We start from the raw sequence: 16,476 nt of genomic DNA on the forward strand, positions 1-16,476 counted from the left end.
GCAAAACTGTCCCACTCGATGCGTGAGTTTCCTGGCGTTTGCCGCGGAAAACGTCCTCCTGGGACTCGGTTTTCCGGCTTTCTATCCATCAGCCCCCTGTCTTCAAGACTAAGTCTTAAGAGAAGTCTTAAATACAGTTTGTGGGAAGAATCGTCTCATTTTTTATAATAAAATCAACAGCTTAGGATTACATAGTATCCAGGGTTCTATCCCTGAACATCCGGCTTTCTATCCCTAATCATCCAAGTTCCTACCCACAAACATCCAGCTATTTATCGCCGGCGGCAGTGAGTTATCCACAGACCTCCGAGCACGATCACGGTGGGTGGGAGAGGGTCCATGGAGCGGCTGATAAGCGAGCGCGAGGCGCGACCGCTACTTCGAGAAAGCTCTCGATCTTTCCAACGTGAACACCGGAAGGCCGATCATCCAGCTTTCTATACCCCGCAGTCCGAAGCTGCCACGTCCACGGCTCTATCGTCCAAAAATCGCGTAGAATTTCTGGAACATTCGAGAAGGTGCTGGAGATGAAGTCGACAGATCCGATGCTGCTGAAGAAGCCCGTTCAGTCGCTAGTGATGATTCCCAAAATCGGAAAGCTCACGACGACGGCCCGTAAGCTCTTCAATGTCATCCTGCAGACGAGTCAGCAGCAGATCGCCGAACTCAGCAAGAACGGCGCCGTCGACCTTGGTGGTCACATGTACAGCGCCCGGTTGAGCGACCTCTTGGAGCCGATCCAGCAAGGTTCTTCAAACCTGCGTGCGCTCGGCAAGACGTACTTTCGCGAGATGATGCAGACGACCATCGAATGGGAAGCCCCGGACTCGAAGAAAAGCGGCATCGTGTGGGACATCTCGCATCTGCTCAGCGCGGCCCGCCTTGAGTACGTTGATAAAGAGGGCAATCCAGGAAGCTCAACGAATTCGCACCTTGTCGCAAAATGGGGACTTCCGGCACCGCTCTACAACGCACTCAAGCATCCTGAGCTCTACGCGCAAGTGAACATCAGGCAAATCGCAAAGCTCGGCTCCTACGAAGCCGTGGCACTTTACGAAATTTGCACGCGCTATCGTTCGAACTTCGATGGCCTCACCAATAAATCGGAACCATTGTGGTGGGTGCGGGCGCTTACAAACAAACAACCCGCCATCGATCCGATTACGCAGGCGCCAAAGTACAGGCCTTGGGTGAAGTTCAAGGACGACAAGCTCAAAGATGCAATCGCCGAGATCAGCCAACTCACAGATCTTGAGATCGAATTGATTGAAGAGCGCGAAGGCAAAAAAATTGCGTTTGTGCAGTTCCGAGTCAGGCGGAAGGCGGAGTCGCAGGGCGACACCACCCCAGTGGTGTCCACATCGATCGCGGAATTGTCTCTCAAGTGCGGCATCGCACTGCAAGATATCTCCAAGCTCCTCAGGGTCGGTATTGGTGAGGGGCCGCTGAAGATTGCACTACTGAAGCTCGAGAGCCGGATGGCTCGTGAGGATCTTGAGCCGATCGGCTCGAAACTTTCGTACCTCAACACCGTGATCGCGGAGACGCAAAAATACGTCGCCATAGACATACCAGTGCCGCCATCGGTTGAGACACCAGGGCCTGTCGAGCGTCTTGCCGTCGTTACACCCCCGGTCGCACCAATCTCGTACAAAGATCGAAGGCGTGCAGAGATTAAGGCAGACTTTACAAAGCTCAGCAAGGAAGAGCAGCAACCGTACGCGCTGGCGGCATCGGATTTGCTCAAGGCAGCAGGTCTCATGCAGCCGTCCGTTGCACGGGCGATTTTCAGCCAGGACTGGCTCAAGAATGGCTTGCTGCTGAGCAAGATGATCGAAGCCTATGCGGTGGCCACGCACGGGCCGGACTGGGCTGCTGAACCGGTTGAAAGTTAGGGTCGGGTACGCTAAGCAACCAGCATGCCGCTCCGGACAGCTGCCTGCTGAGCGATTGGGCTCACATTGCGGCAATGTGCTGGTGAATGCGAGTGAGCAGCGCCTCGAAATCCGGCTGCCCCTGGTAGTAGAGCGCAGCGGTCTTGCGGTACTCCTGAGCGAATCGCTGGCGCTGACCAGGATCGCCCAGGACGAACGCCTGGTTCCGGGCAATGACCTGCTCATCCCTGGTACGAAACCTTTGCGCTTTACGCTCTTGATAGGCGGGCGCGCGCAGGAAGTCCTGCACCTCTTGCAGCCCCAGGAGGCAATAGACGTCGTAGTAGTGACGAAGGAAGTTGGCCGGGAACACCTGCATCTCGCCCAACCTGCGGTACTTGGTGGAGAGGGTCTGCAGCTTTTCCACGAAGGTGTGCGTCGGGGCATAGCAGGGCACGGCCGTTGCCCGGTTGTCGACCACCTTCACCCCTCGGGCCATGGCCGCATCCAGGGCCCAGGACGAGATCGTGACCGGACGATTCGGCGCCGTGTCGTCGAACCCCAGTTCCAGCAGAATGCCGTCCTTGACCCCAGCAAGCGCCGCGGTGCAAGGCGTGTAGACCAGGCGAATGCCTGCACTGCGCATCTTGTCGTCGTCGAACTGCGTGTCGCGCTCTACGCTGTCGATGCCCGGAATGGAGATGCGCGCGGCCAGCTCGTTGTAGTACGCACGCCGCGATTCAACGTGCGTCGGCTTGTCCTGGTTGCGGCCGGTCTTCACGTCCATGCCATGGGGCGGCTCGATGCGGATATCGATGTCTTCGGAGAAGCGGTGGATGACGCCGAACCCCTTCGACAAGGACGTGCCGCCCTTCAGCTCAAACTGGAAGCCCTGGGCCTGCAAACCCCAGAGGCAATGCATGATCCAGTAGTCTTTCTCGACCAGCATGGGATCGAGGCCGCGCTCATCAGCCACGACCGAGAGCAGTTGGTCGAAATCCCGACGCTCATGCAAAAAATCAGCCACCCGACCACTCCTGCAGGCGCTTGCGCGTGGCCAGGTTGCCAAAGCTGGCTACCGCCTGCTGCAAACGGACGGGGTCGAACGAGGACCGCTTGCTGCACGCTTGGCGCAAAACCGCATCACGATCTTCCGCCAACTCGTCCAGATTGTTGAGCAGGTCCACATAGAGGAACTCGGGCGTCAGCCTCTTGGGAAAGCGCGGCTTCACCCGGAAATCGAACTGCCGGTTGCCCAGCTTGAAAACGCCATGGCGCTTGTGGTTGTAGACCACCGTACGGTTGTAGAGCTGGGTCGTTCCCAGGCCCACAGCGTTGTAGGCCGAGGGAGAGAACACCAGGAAGTCCTTGTCTTTCAGGAACCCACCAACCACTTGCTCATCAGCAGGAGGCAGAGGACCAAAGCTGGAATGCTTAGGTGCGTAGTACAGGCCTTGGGCGAGCTTCTTCAGCTTCCCAGTCGCCACTAGCTCACGCAGATGCCGATCCACGGCGGTGGACAGGCGCGCGAGATCTTCACGTCGATAGACACGGCCGGCCCGCAGCTCATCGGCAAGATGCGCGACGGCGCCTCGCAACGAGGTGGCTGGAGATGAGACTGCGGCAGTCATGACTGGATTTTCATTGAAATTCCATGCATTTTACGACTGAAATCACCCCGTGTGCTGACGTGCTCTCCCTCCCCTCACTCCAGACACTCCAGCGCGGCTCGCTTTGCGCGTACAGATCGCGCCGATGTCATCGGCGCAAATCAACACCGTCCAACATCCCAAGGAAGAGCGGCAACCGTACGCGCTGGCGGCATCGGATTTGCTGAAAGCAGCAGGTCTCATGCAGCCGTCCGTTGCACGGGCGATTTTCAGCCAGGACTGGCCCAAGAATGGCTTGCTGCTGAGCAAGATGATCGAAGCCTATGCGGTGGCCACACACGGGCCGGAATGGGCTGCGGAACCGGTTGAAAGTTAGGATTCGGCAGGCTGCCTGCCGCAGCCGTTGCACCAGCGAGTCAAGTGCGACCAAACTTGTATCCATCTGGCCCGCGGGAGAGACCCATAAAAAAGCGGCGGCTTCGGCTGGGGTGAGCATGGTCAGGCCTCCCTTCAGGGTGGAGCACCGCGAAATTGGCCTGACATTTGCTAGTAAGAATCGATCGCAATACTGGCCGATCGCGCATATTTGTGCGTCCCGGCGAGGCCGGAAGAAATCAAAATCAGGAGCCAAGATGGATGACATTGATGAGCGCCGTTTTGCTGCGTGGAGGGCTGACCCCCGTGAGGGTGGGTTCTCCGCGCGCAAGTTGGCGCTATGGCTGCGCTCACAAACAAAGTGCTCGCTCAAGGTGGCGTACCGTTCAATGAACGCGTTACCGTTCAACGCAGGCTTGGAGCATCTGATCGCCTCCGTGCGGTCCGAGATAACGCGCGATCTCCGCACTCGCTCGGGTCTCAAGATCATCATGTCTGAGAATTCCCTCTCCGACGCTTCTCGGCGGTGGGCGCAGGAGCAACCACGCGACGAGGTCAGGCGAAAGGTGGTCAATGGAGGAATGCCGCTCGAAGGCTGGCTGACACGGCAAAGACGTAAGGGCTGAGGCTTTGGCAGTTTGCTCATAGCGCTGAGTTCTCGATCTCGGGCCCGTAGCCCCCGCGTTTAGGCGGTGGGCAGCCGTCGTCATTGTCGGCTGCCTCGCTCTGGGGAAGCGCCAGGTGCACGGTTCGCCAACGCGGTGACACGGTGCCTTCATCAGCCGGCATTGAGTAGGAACACCTTTTGGGTTGATGTCGACTGCGTGCCTGCGCGGGTCGAGCGCGGGACGCACAGGGCCAGCTCGGGCGTATTCACTACCGGGTGATGCGATCGGGCACCATCGCAGTGTCAGTTGGTACTGGCTGGCGTGCTTCGTCGAGCAGTTCGACGCCCGAGCGACGCACCTTGCTGACGATTCCATGGGTAGGTTGCTGGGCCAATATCGAGCAGGGCACACCCTACCGCGCCTGCCGCGCCGCCACGCAGGCGGGCAACACAGGGCGGCTCGGCCGCTGACGCTCGCAGCTCCGAATGAAGATTCGCGCCGGTGATGCGCTTGCGGGTGCGAGATGCCGGCCTTTTTATTCCGGTCGTGTCACTGGGCTTTGGTCATGGCCTGTTTCACATCTTTTTCCGGTACAAGCTGTTTGCGTCCACAGGATGAGCACCTATAGAGTGACCGTCCTTGAAAGAGAAACCTCATCCATGGCGAACGTGCGATTCGGCGTAGCCGCCCGACTGAACAGCTACATCGGAAAAAACTGATCACAGTAGTGCTCCTCGGCGCTGGCGCGACCAATCTCAATCGCGTACTGCGCTCCATGGAAGTATCACGAAGACAGGTTTAGGCGGCTAGATTGCAACGCTTTCTTACATCAGCTTGCCGAATCTGCGACGGGAAGCTGTTTAGGAACTACTGACAGGACTCTGCGGCGGCGGTAAAAAGAGCGGGCAACGCAGCGCAGAAGCCCGCCGCTCGGGCGAAATAGGCGGCCGAAATCTATGCGGGAATTTAAGACCGGCGTCCCGGAAAAAACGGGTTTTGCAGGGTGCATGACGCAGCGCCTTCCCTCTGACGGACACACTTGTGCGGGGCGTCCATACCGCGCGCTTTCCGTCCGTAGCTGAAGTCCGTCGGCTTCGAGGCCTGCGCGCTGAGCCAATACCTTGCCTATGGTTTGCAAGCCGCAGGCTTCCAGGTCATCAGCCTGGAGGTTTGACGCGCCAAGGACACGCATGGATGCCATGCACTACAAGACCGACCGCAACGACGTGCGCGGAATCGCTCAGATCTTGCACCACATGTGGATCCCCCTCCAAGGTGCCCGACGATTTGCGCAGTCACGACCGCATTCGCGTGCGCATGCCCAGTGGCAACCTGTACCGCTGGGCATTCGAGCACCGGGGCGGTCGATGGTCGTCGGCGTGCTGGGTTCACTGACGCTCGATCACCCGGGCTTGATGGTCGAAGCAGCCGCCGACGGACTGGGCATTACCTACGTGCCCGTTCGCGAAGCGCAAGTATGGCTGGACGACGGGCGGCTCGTGGACGCGCTGACCGACTGGTACCCGTCCATCCCGGGCCTCTTTCTGTACTACCCAGGCAGCCGCCTCGTACCGGCGGGGCTTCGAGCGTCCATCGAGGTCTTGCGGCAACAGATGCCCGACTACGCGACAAGTCTTCAGAGCTGCGCAGGGGCATCCGCCTCTGAAAGCCGCTTCTTTGCCAGCGAACAAAGGCAGATTTCAGCCTGCGGCAACACGGGGTGGGGCGGGATGGGCTGCGTTGCATAGGCTCTGCGAATCTGCCAAATCTGCGGTATTCAAATACGAATATCAACACAACAAACAACGTTATCGACAACCTAAAATGTTGTCAAAGCACTCAAAACAACCTATAATGAAATCTAATAGACAACCTACCTTGTCTGAAAAGGTATTGAAATGCGAGCCGTCGTCACCTTTCCGTCCGTCGCAGAGACTGATTGCACCACCACTGGGCATCTGGCGCAGGTGAAGCCTTCGCAGGCTGTGAACCTCGGAAATTTCATCAAGTTGGCATTCATGGGCGCTATATGGTCAGCGATCTATTTCGCGTTGCCATGGGCGTTGCACTGGATGGTGCTCGTGCTGCCCCTGATATTGCTGCTCCTTCGTGGTGTGTATTCCTGGGTGGATTACGCTTGCCTTTCCTATCGTTTCGAAGATGGACAACGGATTGTGTGGGCCTATGGCGTGTTCGGCCGAAGCAGCGGCTCGCTTGAAGTTTTCAGGGTTCAGAATGTGCATTTGAATCAGACGTTTTTGGAACGTCTAGCGGGTATAGGCACTATCACCCTTGAAACTCGCGATGCAACAAACCCTATGCTTCGCCTTGTCGGCATGCGTGAGCCGGAAAAGCTCCGTGCGTCGCTGACCGAATACGTCCAGCGTGCGCGGCGTGTTCGAGGCGTGCAAGAAGCAGCAGTCAACTAAATTGAAAAAGCCGGTATCAGCCGGCTTTTTTTGTTTTATTCACGCCCAGCTCGAGAGCGAGGCGTTTGTCTTCCTTTCACCTTTGCGGTGGATTTGCCCGAGCGACGCGCTGCTCATCGATCACGCTGCGGTGCGCGAGTCGGTGCGCCCTGGGGCGCCTGGGGACGTTCTTTCGACACAGACTGAGCCATGTTCTTCGTGGCAGCGTCGACGTGCTTCAAAAACGTTTCCCTGCCCTTGGCGTTCGTGATGTGCTCTTTCGCCCACGCTGTCATCTCAGCCTTGATCTCTTCCGACCGCTTCTGATTGAATGGGATTGCAGTACCGGTGCCGCGATCGTCACCGTACTGGAATTTCATGTGCGTGCCGGGTTTGATCTGGCCAGCGTCGATCGCGTCCGACAGCGGCCGTCCGTTCTCGAGCGCGTTCAGGTCATGTGCAATCGCGGTCGATTTGCCGACACGCTGAACAATGTGCGTGTCAGTCACCAGAAGAACTTGACCGCCGTATTCGGCGCCGGCCTTCGGGATATAGACCGAGGCGCGCTCGCCAGGTGCGCGGGCCTTCAATAGATCGATCGACATTTGCCAATCCGGCTTGGGCATGTTCTCGCCGATACGTCGTGCCGTGGCTTGGGTGTTCTGCGATGCTGCTTCCATGGTTTTTTCCTGTTGATGTGATGCGTGGAGGGTGTGCGTGGCCTGAATGCCCAGGGCTACCAATCGTTCTCGATCGAGAGGACTGGCGTCGTGATGCTCTGACCAGTCATTGATTGCTGCAAGATCTGATAGAGCGATGATCTGGCCCTCTTGCTGGACCTCAACGAAGCCGTTGGCCCCATTGGCACGCATGAAGACGTCACTGACTGATTCCATGCGCGAGAACGGGCCGATGGGGCGTTCCGAGGCCGCCTCGGGCACCGCCGTTTCGGTGCTGCTTGCGATTGCCTCAGCGCGCGTATCAAGCGTGCTGAGGGGCTGTACATCCGAGGCGTCGTCTCTGACACCGCGCAGCATCGGTCCGTGTGGCTGCTTGGACGAATCAATCATGAAACTCCCTTCGTATAGACACCCCCGTTGGGGGCAGATACCGGCTCATTGCGAGCCGACGAAGGGAATACTACTCTAAAGACAACCTAAACAACAACCTAAAAATTAGCTTCCAAGGCTGAATCGCTCTGCGAACTCTTGAATTTTCCTCTGACTCAGCGCACTGCAGAGCGCATCCAGCTGCGCTTCGTCCATGGTCGAGGCGTTGCTGTTGATCTGGTCGAGCAACGAGCTTTCTTCCATCTCCATCAGGGTGGGAGAGAGGTCGCTGAAATCGTCCTGCATGTAGTAGTCGGATCGTGCGAGCGCCTGGTGGAAGACACGCCAGTTCTTGCGAGGCAACTTGTATGGAACCGGCACCGCGCGTTTCTCTCCATTGATGACGACTTCTTGCATGGGGACCGCAGTGAATCGCTCGTAGAAGAACGGGTCGGCGTAGTAAATGATTTTCTCGGCGTTGATGATGGGGATGCCGGACCTGACAATCAGCTCGCGCCGCTTGTCCATGGCCAGAACCTCCTGCGGCAGCATGAGGGGGCGTGCGTGTGGGGATTCTGTTTCGTTCATCGACGTGTTGCCAGGTGTGAATGCTCCGACGTTGGAGCGCTGGGTCGAATTTGATTGGACGGTGTCGGTGCCGATCAACGCCGAGTACTCCTTTGCATCGGCGATGTCGCTGGGCGTGTAGAAGACCTTTGCGCCCATGTTGGACAGGATGTTCTTGGCATCGGGCTTCCCATACACCGACTCGAGCTGAGTACGATCCTGAATGACAATGGCCAGGCGCATGTTGTAGCCGGCCATGTAGCCGACACCCTTCGCAAGGATTTCGATTTTTCCAGCCGCGGTGCATTCGTCCATCAGCATCAGAACCTGGTACTTCAGATCCGGATTGTGCTCAGGAAGCTCACGCGTGTTCTCATTGATGAGCTGCGAGAAGAAGAGGTTGAGGATGAAGCCGGCCTGGACGATTTCGTTTGCTGGGATGTGCGTGTAGATCGACATCTTCATCTTGCGAACATCACGCAGGTCGAAGTCGTCGGCCGATGTTGCCTTGTCGATGACTGCGCTTCCCCACATCGACAACGGCGCGACGAAGCTAGAAAGTATGTTCTTGAGCGTGTTGTCGGGGTTGTTCAGAAAGCGATTGAGCGCATCGGTACAGGGCGTTGAGAGCGGCATGTCACTCGAAGCACGGACACTCATGACGTGATGCAGATAGTCGGAGATTTCTTGCCCCTTTCCTGATCCTTGACGAAGCACCTCACCGAGCGTCTTGGGTAGGGAAGGCGTCTCAAGAACCAAGAGTGCCAAGCCGATGAAGACGTTGCGCGCCGAGTTGGGCCAGAAAGGATCCTTCGGATTGGTCGGGTAGATGATTACCGCGAGAGCCATCAAGTCATTCACCCTGAAATTCGGATCCTTCGAGACATACGACAACGGATTCCAACGGCAGGTGGTCTCGGAAAATGGGTTGAAGTAGAAGACGCTATTTCCGAGGTACTGGGCCCGGAACTGGCTGGTCAGGTTGTAGTTCTCGCCCTTGATATCGAGCACGACGGCTGAGCCCTCGAATGTGAGCAGGTTCGGGACGCAGAAAGAAACCCCCTTCCCTGTCCGAGTGGGTGCTGCCACCAGTGTGAATTCGTAGCCTGGAAGACGCAACAGCCGCCCATCATCGTGCTTGCCGAGGATGATTCCGGTCGGACCGTCAAGCTGCTCCTTGGCAATATCGGTCGCGTTCGCGAAACGGGCCTTGCCGTGCAACGCGAAGCGCTTCCCGCGCATCATGCCGTGAAAAATCAAACCGGGGATGCCTAAGCAAATCAGTAGCGCAACACCGGTGCTGGCTTTGACTTTCGTGTTCTCATACTGCGAGCTCGCCGTTGACCAAGCCTGGTGCAACGTCGAGAAATCGGCCATCGACGGATCTTCTTTGAACGAGAGAAAAAGGATCACACCGGCCAAGTAGTTTGCGGCCGCCAAGCACGTGACCAGGCTGATGAAGCCGAGCACTACAAGGCCGAGGACTTTTCCTTTGCTCATGTGACCGCCTCGAGCTTTTTTTCGGGAGCGTAGTAGATCTCGCTGATGAAGCGCCTTCCGGCCACGTTCTGGAACTGGATGATGATGTCGATCGTCAGGGTCAACAGTCTTCTGATGACGTCGAACGTGAGGTTGGACCCGCCTGGTGAGTCTTGAATCATGATGGCCATTTGTTCAAATGCGAGTGCTGGAGAGCCGGCGTGACAGCTCGTCATGCTCCCAGGGTGGCCAGATGCCGCGTTGCGCACGAAGTAGAGGCATTCATCGCCTCGGACCTCGGCGAGCAAGATTCGGTCGGGCTTCATGCGAAGACAGCTTTCCAGAAGGTCCTTCGGCGCAGTCTTCGCCGACGACTGCCCTCCTTTGCTGTACAAGAGGTGCACCGTGTTCTCGTGCGGCACGAACAGCTCGCGTACGTCTTCAATGGTGATGAGGCGTTCGCTCCGGGGAATTTCTTGCACCAAGCCTTTCATGAAGGTTGTCTTGCCTGAGCCGGTGGCGCCGGCTACGACAATATTCATCCGTGCGGTCACAGCGCGACGCAGGAACTGCTCGTAATTGCGAGCGGCGAGAAGGTCTTTCAGCTCCTGCTCGTGAGGCATTAGGCTTGCCTGCATCGGTCGAATTTCTCTGAAAAGCCCAGCCGCAGAAAAGTCGTCAAGGCTTCGGGCAAGCTTGATTGGCTTGCGCATCGTGAACGACGTGTTGCCGTGTTCAACGGCCGGGTCTCTGACAAACTGGATCCGTGCGCCGCCAGGCAGCGCCGCGCTGAGCAGTGGGTGACCCTTATCCCATTTCTGGGATGAAAAAACCGCAACGGCGTTTCCCAACTGTTGGATCTTCTCGTCGGTGACTTTATGCGCCGTGCTCGACCAGCTCGAACGACTCTCATACCAGACGGTGCCAGGCTTGTTGACGGCAATCTCAGTGATGTCGTCGTCGTCGATCAGTTCCTTGAACGGCGCCAGGAAACTCTGAACTACGGTGTCGCGACCGAGGCCGACCACCGGTTCTTCATGCATAGAGTTCATGGTGTCTTCACCAGACGGTATGTGCTGTCGAACCAAAGGTCGCGGTTGACGAAAATCATGACTCGATCGCCCCGGTTTTTGTACAGCGTCGGGGCAATGTTGATCGTCGAGTCGAGGATCTTCTCGGACAAGCGCCGCGTCGACCCAATCGAACTGTTGGGTAGAAAAACGTTGGTTCCCTGTGACCCCTGTGCATTGGAAGACTGCTTGTTCTGAGCGTCAGCGACCGTGTACGCTAAGGCGTCGTCGACGAGCGAGAGCAGCACTGCAGCACCGATCCGGTCCATCCAATGGTTGTCGACATAACCTCCCGCGCCGGCGGTGCCGACGCCATCGGTTGCAGGCGAATCAACGTCAACGACGATGCCGCGGGTCGTCTTGATGCGCGCCCACTGGACGGCGATGCGTTGATCGCCGACCTTAAGGCTGTTTCCGTACGAACCTTGTACGCGCGAACCTTTTTCGACCAGCAGCGCTTTCCCATCGTCCGAATACACGTCCTCGGGCACCACGCAGCTCGTATTGCCAGGTACCGAAGAATTCAGTTGCGTCTCAAGTACGCAAGGGATCCAGCTGCCACGTGCCAGCAGGAATGAGCGATCGCCGAGCTGCGCGGCTGAGGCCTGGTCGGAAGCGCTGACAGGCTTACCGTTGCTCTTCGTCTTGGACATCGCCTGTACAGTCCGCTCGACTGTGAGAGCCGAACTCTTGGCGATCATTGCCTCAGCCTTCGCTGCAGCGTCCTCTGCATCGGCAGGACCGCCCATCATCATCGAGGGCGCAGCTTCAACGCGGCGCGGTGCATCGACGGGCACGGTTCCAGAAGGCAGCCCCTGCTGCGAAGGGTATGAGGAGGGCAGCGGCGCCGGGTTGTTGGGCAGTGTCATGCTGTTCGGAAGCGGGCCGCCTTGCTGCGAATTGAATCGCGATGGAAGTGCTGTGTTTCCAACGGGTGCGGCGGGTGTTTCCGCAACCGGTGCTTCCGCCGGATCCTGTGCATTGAAGTCCCGGGATTTCCGCGTCACCGTGACTTCCCGGCTTGCGTCTTTTTCCTTGGCTGCTTGGTTCTGCGCGAACTCGGCCCGATACTGCTTCACCATGACGGCCGCAAGTGCCAAGATGCCAATCAGGCCCAGAGCAAGGATCAGACCTCCCACCACCTGCCGGGTGTGCTTGCGCTTTCTGACTTCGGCACGAAACGGCTGCGTTGCCTCTATGGGGCTGTCGGGTACAGGCTGAGCCTCATAGGCTTGTGGCTCCTGTGATTCGTAAGGCATGCTCATCTGCGAAGCTCCTGCTGGAGCCCTCTGATCGTCGTGCCATTCACCGAAGCGTTGCCAGTTGCATCGAACGCATCGTTGAAGATGCCGACTACAGAGCCGGAGAGGCGCAGGTTCCAGGCGGCCCCGACTCCATGAACTACGACGTAGTCATTGTCGCGATGGCTGTTAGTGAGCCATTCGTCATTTGAACCAGGCGTGCTTTTGAAGATCGCCGGGATTGGCAGATTTTGTGGAAACTTGAAGTAGGTGAATCGACCATCGTCGAACACCTCGCGCGGCTTGATGTCGACCGTTTCGCTGACAACTTCCATGGAATACTGCTCGTTTCGCACGCCCTTGAGGGCCTCCGAAAGAGGGGTCGCAGCGTCCTTCATCACTTGCGCTTCCAACGCTAGATCCGGTGTCTTCTCAACCGGATACGTCATGACGATCTTGGAAACGAAATCGGCCGGTGCACCCTTGGCGCTACCAGGTACCAGATCGAGAACATAGGAGCGCGACTTCGTGACAATCAGCACAGTCGCATCTCGCGCACCGTCGAGCGGCCGCGCGAAGAATCGAGAGCCTAGCTTCGAAATCTCCCACTTGGCGATCTTCCCGCCGGCGGCATCTGCAATGGGTTCAGTTGGATCGAGCTCAAGCATGATGGGGTGGTCGGGGTAGCCGACAGCCCGCAGGACCAGATTGTCCTTGTATTCAACACGACGCACGCGCGTGATGTCGTCGTAGCTAGCGCTGTATGCCTGCGCGAATGCGCCCGATGTTGCGAGGGCGGTGCATAGAGTCAGTGCGTGGAGCGTCTTCATCGACGTTCCGCCTTAGCGTCTCCGCCCATTTCGGCATCAGTCTGATATGCCGTCACTGTGAAGCCCAGCGGGTTTGCAATTGCCTCTTTTTCGAGGGTCAGGTTGCGAACAGCGTACTCGTAGCGAAGGGTTGCTACGCGGCGGGTCACAACCGGCGGCGTGCTGCTTCGATAGTCGCGTGTACGCAGCTCGTAGCGGACGGTTGCAGTGCCGTTGCCGTCCAGGGTGATGCTCAGGACCGTGGGAAGAATCTCAACATCGTCTTTGAACCGCTTGTCCGTCGAGTCCGCTCCTTCGAACTGAGCCGAGTAGCTTGCCCAAGGCTGGTTGCCAGCCAGACGTCGAACCGTGTCGTAGTCGTGTTGGATGAACTTGTAGACATAGCGCTCACGAGAAATCAGAAAATTGTTGATCCAATGCTTGTCAGTGAGCGCGCTGTTCGCGACGTACTCCTGGGCCGTCGCAACCACTTGGCCTTCGCCAGTGAGTTTGTCCACCATCACGATGTACGGAACGACGCTGTGCAGTGGCACGACCATCGCGAGAGCTAGTGCTTGTGCGAGGCACACGATACCCAGACCAGACGCCACGCGCCAAGCAACCACGCGCGACTTTCTCTCGTTGAGAACGATGCTCGCCTCCCAGCTGAGGTCCGATAACCGCCTTGCGTCTTTTGATCGAGGGGCATCCGGTGGACTTGATGCCTTGGACTTGCGGAACATTGAGCTACTCCCTCGCTGCCTAACAGAAGACAACCCACCCGATCGCACAATGCGCCAAGCTATAGGTTTCTGATTAGGTTGGATTATAGGTTGTCTGTAGAATTGCCTTTACGGTTTCGCATGCGAAACTGCACAAGGACGACCAATGACCCGACAAGCTGAAGAACGAGACCTTCGAACCACGACAGGAATATCCGGTTGGCGCTCAGGTCGCCGCGCACTGATCCCGGTCATTCTGTTATGCGCCTGTTTCGCGGCACATGCATCGGGGACTCCTTACAAGCCAGTGCGAACTTCTTCAGCTACGCCGATTGATGTCCCCTGTGCGGAGGAAGCTGCTGCGTTCCATGGCGTCAGCGCCATGCTGCTGCGTGCCATCATCTATCACGAGTCGCGTGGAAATCCGGCCGCGATTGGACGCAACGCGAACGGCTCAATTGATGTCGGCCTTGGACAGATGAACTCGATCCACTTCCCCGAGTTGGCTCGCCACGGTATTGCACCGGGCCATCTTCTGAATGGCTGCGTCAATGCCTACGTAGCCGCGTGGCATCTGTCTAAGCAAATGCGCACGTACGGCAACACCTGGCTTGCCGTGGGCAACTACCACTCAAAGACACCAACGTTCCGCGATCGTTACGCCTCAGAGATCTACGCGGTGCTGCAGCGTTGGCAAGCAGTTCCTTGATATGCATGTGCCGAAACATATCGTGAGAAGCCGTGAACTCCTCGTGACTGGAGGTGCCGCCCCTGCCCGGACCTTCAGACTGCGAATGTGACCCCCGGAATCTTTCCGATTTCCCCGATGCGCTTTGCGCTAGGCTCGCCTTTTGTTGATCCACGCTTGGGCGGGACGTCGTTTATATCTATCAACAGAGCGTTCAGCCATCAGATTCCTGTCCTGCCGGGCGCGTTCTCCCGTGCCGAATAGGTTCATGCGTGTTGTGCTTAGTGCGTTCGGATATTGATTTTCCTCTTATGCCGCTCAGCGCTCAGAAACAGAAAAGCCCGCGTGAGCGGGCTTTCTGACGAGTGCGCCGTCACAGTTTACTGAACGGCAAATTGATCTAGGGACTTGCCATCGGCAAGTGCCTTGGTGACCCAACCTGGCTTGCGACCGCGGCCTCCAGACCACGTCTCGCCCGACGGGCTGCGATAGCGCACAGGCGCCTTCTCTTTCGACTTCGAAGTCGCCGCCTTGGGGCCACGCTTGACACCGCTTCCAGTGGCCAGACCCAGATCCGACGCGGCTAACCCGTACTCCGCAATTTTGGCCATCACTTCCGCGATCACGCCTTGTTTCTCCTGGTTGCGTATGTCTTCGGCTTGCTTGCGCAGTGCTGCCAGAGCTTCTTCATGCTTCTGAAGCTGAGCGTTGATATCAGAAAGATCGGACATGTGAAATAGATCCATTGAAAAGATGGCTGATTCTAAAACGAGATTAGCGATTAATGCAAGAGTTGGAGGATTATCTTTTGGGAAAACTAATCCCCTCGGCAGTCACAAACGGTTGCATTCTCTGATTGAATTGTGTAACAAATGTGGCGGAGGTTATTTGCAAGATAATTCTGACTTCTACCTGAATCAATTACCTTAGAAGCCAAGTTTTCAAATCCCCGAAGTCAGGGAGAAAGATATGGGGCTTTTCGCTACGGCGGAACCGGGATGTCCATTCCAGGCGCGCGCATCCGCGCTTGGTCCTGACGGACTCGCCCGCGTTGCCGTCGCCCTTCCAGGCCACCCATAGCCTGCGCACCAGCCAGCGCTGAATGCACTGGCCTTCGTTTCAACGCCAAGAGGAAGTCCCCTTTTTGAATTCATCCGCTCCGCTTCAAACTCTCATCGAAGGACCCAACATGTTCGAATCCGAATCTCTGAACTTCATCGACGCTGACGGGGCGTTGTGCCCGGAAGCTGCGGATCGGCTCCAAGCCGAAAGCAGTGAGGTAGAGAGCCGAAATGGAACGCGACAACCTCAGTGGTTTCGGCCGCACGGCGCCGACCTGACGAATGGATGAATGTCGACGGCGGCGCGCTGCGCATGTTCGACAAAATCCTGATGAATCCGCCGTTCTCGGAACGGTCGCGCCCTGCTCCATCTGGAGGCCGCTGCAGGGATCGTCAAGCCAGCGGGCCGGATCGTCGCTATCCTGCCAGGATCAATGCGGGGGCGCGACGTGCTGCCCGGTTGGTCTCTCACATGGTCAGCGGTCTACGCGAATGAGTTTGCCGGCACAGGCGCGGCCGTGGTCTTCCTGACGGCAGACCGAGCGTAAACCGGAATCGCCGAAAAATTCGCACTAACCAACTTGCCAAAATCAACCAACTAGGTTAAAATTCAGCTATGGAGAAACGAGCCCCGCACTGCAAGCTGTCAGTCGTCAAAGCCTTGGTACAGGCTGGCAAGGTGCGCACCACGCACGCGGCGCGTACTGGCGCAAATGAGTTGGGTTTTGCCTTCTCCGACATGCTGGACGTGGTGATGGCACTGACGCCAGCGGATTTCTACAAGAGCATGACCACCCATGCCGATCACACGGTATGGCAGGACGTGTACCGCCCAAACACGCAGGCGGGCGACGTGTACCTGAAGCTGACGGTCATTGATGACGTGCTGATCGTGTCTTTCAAGGAACTATGACT

At 57.6% G+C, this 16,476-nt stretch carries 16 protein-coding genes; 7 read left to right on the forward strand and 9 right to left on the reverse strand.

All coding sequences use genetic code 11. The features are described 5' to 3' along the window. The first annotated feature begins 545 nt into the window (after window positions 1-545). A complete protein-coding gene (locus J2W36_RS23120) occupies window positions 546-1,895 on the forward strand; it encodes a replication initiation protein (protein WP_307692128.1) in 1,350 nt (449 codons plus the stop codon). 61 nt (window positions 1,896-1,956) lie between these two features. Here the strand turns inward: J2W36_RS23120 and J2W36_RS23125 are convergent, their stop codons facing one another. Then, window positions 1,957-2,901, reverse strand: a complete 945-nt coding sequence (locus J2W36_RS23125; protein ID WP_307692129.1) for a nucleotidyl transferase AbiEii/AbiGii toxin family protein — start codon at window positions 2,899-2,901, stop codon at window positions 1,957-1,959. Continuing rightward, on the reverse strand, window positions 2,894-3,505 hold the full coding sequence (locus J2W36_RS23130; RefSeq protein ID WP_307692130.1) for a hypothetical protein: 612 nt from the start codon (window positions 3,503-3,505) through the stop codon (window positions 2,894-2,896). The genes J2W36_RS23125 and J2W36_RS23130 overlap by 8 nt, the downstream gene beginning before the upstream one ends. A 124-nt stretch (window positions 3,506-3,629) precedes the next feature. Here J2W36_RS23130 and J2W36_RS23135 point away from each other — a divergent pair, with 124 nt between their 5' ends. From J2W36_RS23135 to J2W36_RS23150, 4 genes are all read left to right on the forward strand, one after another. Then, window positions 3,630-3,860, forward strand: a complete 231-nt coding sequence (locus tag J2W36_RS23135) for a hypothetical protein (protein ID WP_307692131.1) — start codon at window positions 3,630-3,632, stop codon at window positions 3,858-3,860. A gap of 256 nt (window positions 3,861-4,116) precedes the next feature. Then, complete coding sequence (locus tag J2W36_RS23140; RefSeq protein ID WP_307692132.1) at window positions 4,117-4,485, forward strand: hypothetical protein; 369 nt, start codon at window positions 4,117-4,119, stop codon at window positions 4,483-4,485. Window positions 4,486-5,657: 1,172 nt separating this feature from the next. Next, the gene (locus J2W36_RS23145) at window positions 5,658-6,215 is read left to right on the forward strand and encodes a LysR substrate-binding domain-containing protein (protein WP_307692133.1); all 558 of its coding nucleotides are present in this window, start codon (window positions 5,658-5,660) and stop codon (window positions 6,213-6,215) included. A 150-nt stretch (window positions 6,216-6,365) separates the two neighbouring features. Beyond that, complete coding sequence (locus J2W36_RS23150; protein ID WP_307692134.1) at window positions 6,366-6,896, forward strand: PH domain-containing protein; 531 nt, start codon at window positions 6,366-6,368, stop codon at window positions 6,894-6,896. Between the two features lie 113 nt (window positions 6,897-7,009). Here J2W36_RS23150 and J2W36_RS23155 read toward each other — a convergent pair whose 3' ends face one another. The 6 genes from J2W36_RS23155 to J2W36_RS23180 form a co-directional block, all read right to left on the reverse strand. Next, window positions 7,010-7,945 carry a KfrB domain-containing protein gene (locus tag J2W36_RS23155; protein WP_307692135.1) on the reverse strand — a complete coding sequence of 312 codons (936 nt, stop codon included), beginning with the start codon at window positions 7,943-7,945 and terminating at the stop codon, window positions 7,010-7,012. Between the two features lie 105 nt (window positions 7,946-8,050). Then, the gene (locus J2W36_RS23160) at window positions 8,051-9,991 is read right to left on the reverse strand and encodes a type IV secretory system conjugative DNA transfer family protein (RefSeq protein WP_307692136.1); all 1,941 of its coding nucleotides are present in this window, start codon (window positions 9,989-9,991) and stop codon (window positions 8,051-8,053) included. Next, a complete protein-coding gene (gene virB11, locus J2W36_RS23165; RefSeq protein ID WP_307692137.1) occupies window positions 9,988-11,022 on the reverse strand; it encodes a P-type DNA transfer ATPase VirB11 in 1,035 nt (344 codons plus the stop codon). Before virB11 ends, J2W36_RS23160 begins: the two co-directional genes overlap by 4 nt. Further along, on the reverse strand, window positions 11,019-12,305 hold the full coding sequence (virB10, locus tag J2W36_RS23170) for a type IV secretion system protein VirB10 (protein ID WP_307692138.1): 1,287 nt from the start codon (window positions 12,303-12,305) through the stop codon (window positions 11,019-11,021). Before virB10 ends, virB11 begins: the two co-directional genes overlap by 4 nt. After that, window positions 12,302-13,111 (reverse strand): TrbG/VirB9 family P-type conjugative transfer protein, encoded by an 810-nt coding sequence (locus J2W36_RS23175; RefSeq protein WP_307692139.1) that lies wholly within the window; start codon window positions 13,109-13,111, stop codon window positions 12,302-12,304. The genes virB10 and J2W36_RS23175 overlap by 4 nt, the downstream gene beginning before the upstream one ends. Beyond that, window positions 13,108-13,833: a VirB8 family type IV secretion system protein gene (locus J2W36_RS23180; protein WP_307692140.1), complete on the reverse strand. Its 726-nt coding sequence runs from the start codon at window positions 13,831-13,833 to the stop codon at window positions 13,108-13,110. The genes J2W36_RS23175 and J2W36_RS23180 overlap by 4 nt, the downstream gene beginning before the upstream one ends. 145 nt (window positions 13,834-13,978) lie before the next feature. Here J2W36_RS23180 and J2W36_RS23185 point away from each other — a divergent pair, with 145 nt between their 5' ends. Next, on the forward strand, window positions 13,979-14,521 hold the full coding sequence (locus J2W36_RS23185; protein ID WP_307692141.1) for a lytic transglycosylase domain-containing protein: 543 nt from the start codon (window positions 13,979-13,981) through the stop codon (window positions 14,519-14,521). A gap of 359 nt (window positions 14,522-14,880) precedes the next feature. Here the strand turns inward: J2W36_RS23185 and J2W36_RS23190 are convergent, their stop codons facing one another. Beyond that, window positions 14,881-15,231 (reverse strand): H-NS histone family protein, encoded by a 351-nt coding sequence (locus J2W36_RS23190; RefSeq protein WP_307692142.1) that lies wholly within the window; start codon window positions 15,229-15,231, stop codon window positions 14,881-14,883. 946 nt (window positions 15,232-16,177) lie between these two features. Between J2W36_RS23190 and J2W36_RS23195 the strand changes: the two genes are divergently transcribed. After that, the gene (locus J2W36_RS23195; RefSeq protein WP_307692143.1) at window positions 16,178-16,474 is read left to right on the forward strand and encodes a type II toxin-antitoxin system MqsR family toxin; all 297 of its coding nucleotides are present in this window, start codon (window positions 16,178-16,180) and stop codon (window positions 16,472-16,474) included. Window positions 16,475-16,476 lie beyond the last annotated feature (2 nt).

Origin of the sequence: Variovorax ginsengisoli, assembly GCF_030811835.1 — a bacterium.
Lineage (GTDB): Bacteria > Pseudomonadota > Gammaproteobacteria > Burkholderiales > Burkholderiaceae_C > Variovorax > Variovorax ginsengisoli_C.

Excerpts from the sequence above, each read along its gene's own strand:
- J2W36_RS23150 (WP_307692134.1), top strand. The coding sequence starts at position 6,366 with ATGCGAGCCGTCGTCACCTTTCCGTCCGTCGCAGAGACTGATTGCACC.
- J2W36_RS23190 (WP_307692142.1), bottom strand. The coding sequence starts at position 15,231 with ATGTCCGATCTTTCTGATATCAACGCTCAGCTTCAGAAGCATGAAGAA.
- J2W36_RS23145 (WP_307692133.1), top strand. The coding sequence starts at position 5,658 with ATGGATGCCATGCACTACAAGACCGACCGCAACGACGTGCGCGGAATC.
- J2W36_RS23160 (WP_307692136.1), bottom strand. The coding sequence starts at position 9,991 with ATGAGCAAAGGAAAAGTCCTCGGCCTTGTAGTGCTCGGCTTCATCAGC.
- J2W36_RS23140 (WP_307692132.1), top strand. The coding sequence starts at position 4,117 with ATGGATGACATTGATGAGCGCCGTTTTGCTGCGTGGAGGGCTGACCCC.
- virB10 (WP_307692138.1), bottom strand. The coding sequence starts at position 12,305 with ATGAGCATGCCTTACGAATCACAGGAGCCACAAGCCTATGAGGCTCAG.
- J2W36_RS23180 (WP_307692140.1), bottom strand. The coding sequence starts at position 13,833 with ATGTTCCGCAAGTCCAAGGCATCAAGTCCACCGGATGCCCCTCGATCA.
- J2W36_RS23135 (WP_307692131.1), top strand. The coding sequence starts at position 3,630 with ATGTCATCGGCGCAAATCAACACCGTCCAACATCCCAAGGAAGAGCGG.
- J2W36_RS23155 (WP_307692135.1), bottom strand. The coding sequence starts at position 7,945 with ATGATTGATTCGTCCAAGCAGCCACACGGACCGATGCTGCGCGGTGTC.
- J2W36_RS23185 (WP_307692141.1), top strand. The coding sequence starts at position 13,979 with ATGACCCGACAAGCTGAAGAACGAGACCTTCGAACCACGACAGGAATA.
- J2W36_RS23120 (WP_307692128.1), top strand. The coding sequence starts at position 546 with ATGCTGCTGAAGAAGCCCGTTCAGTCGCTAGTGATGATTCCCAAAATC.
- J2W36_RS23195 (WP_307692143.1), top strand. The coding sequence starts at position 16,178 with ATGGAGAAACGAGCCCCGCACTGCAAGCTGTCAGTCGTCAAAGCCTTG.
- J2W36_RS23175 (WP_307692139.1), bottom strand. The coding sequence starts at position 13,111 with ATGAAGACGCTCCACGCACTGACTCTATGCACCGCCCTCGCAACATCG.
- J2W36_RS23130 (WP_307692130.1), bottom strand. The coding sequence starts at position 3,505 with ATGACTGCCGCAGTCTCATCTCCAGCCACCTCGTTGCGAGGCGCCGTC.
- virB11 (WP_307692137.1), bottom strand. The coding sequence starts at position 11,022 with ATGAACTCTATGCATGAAGAACCGGTGGTCGGCCTCGGTCGCGACACC.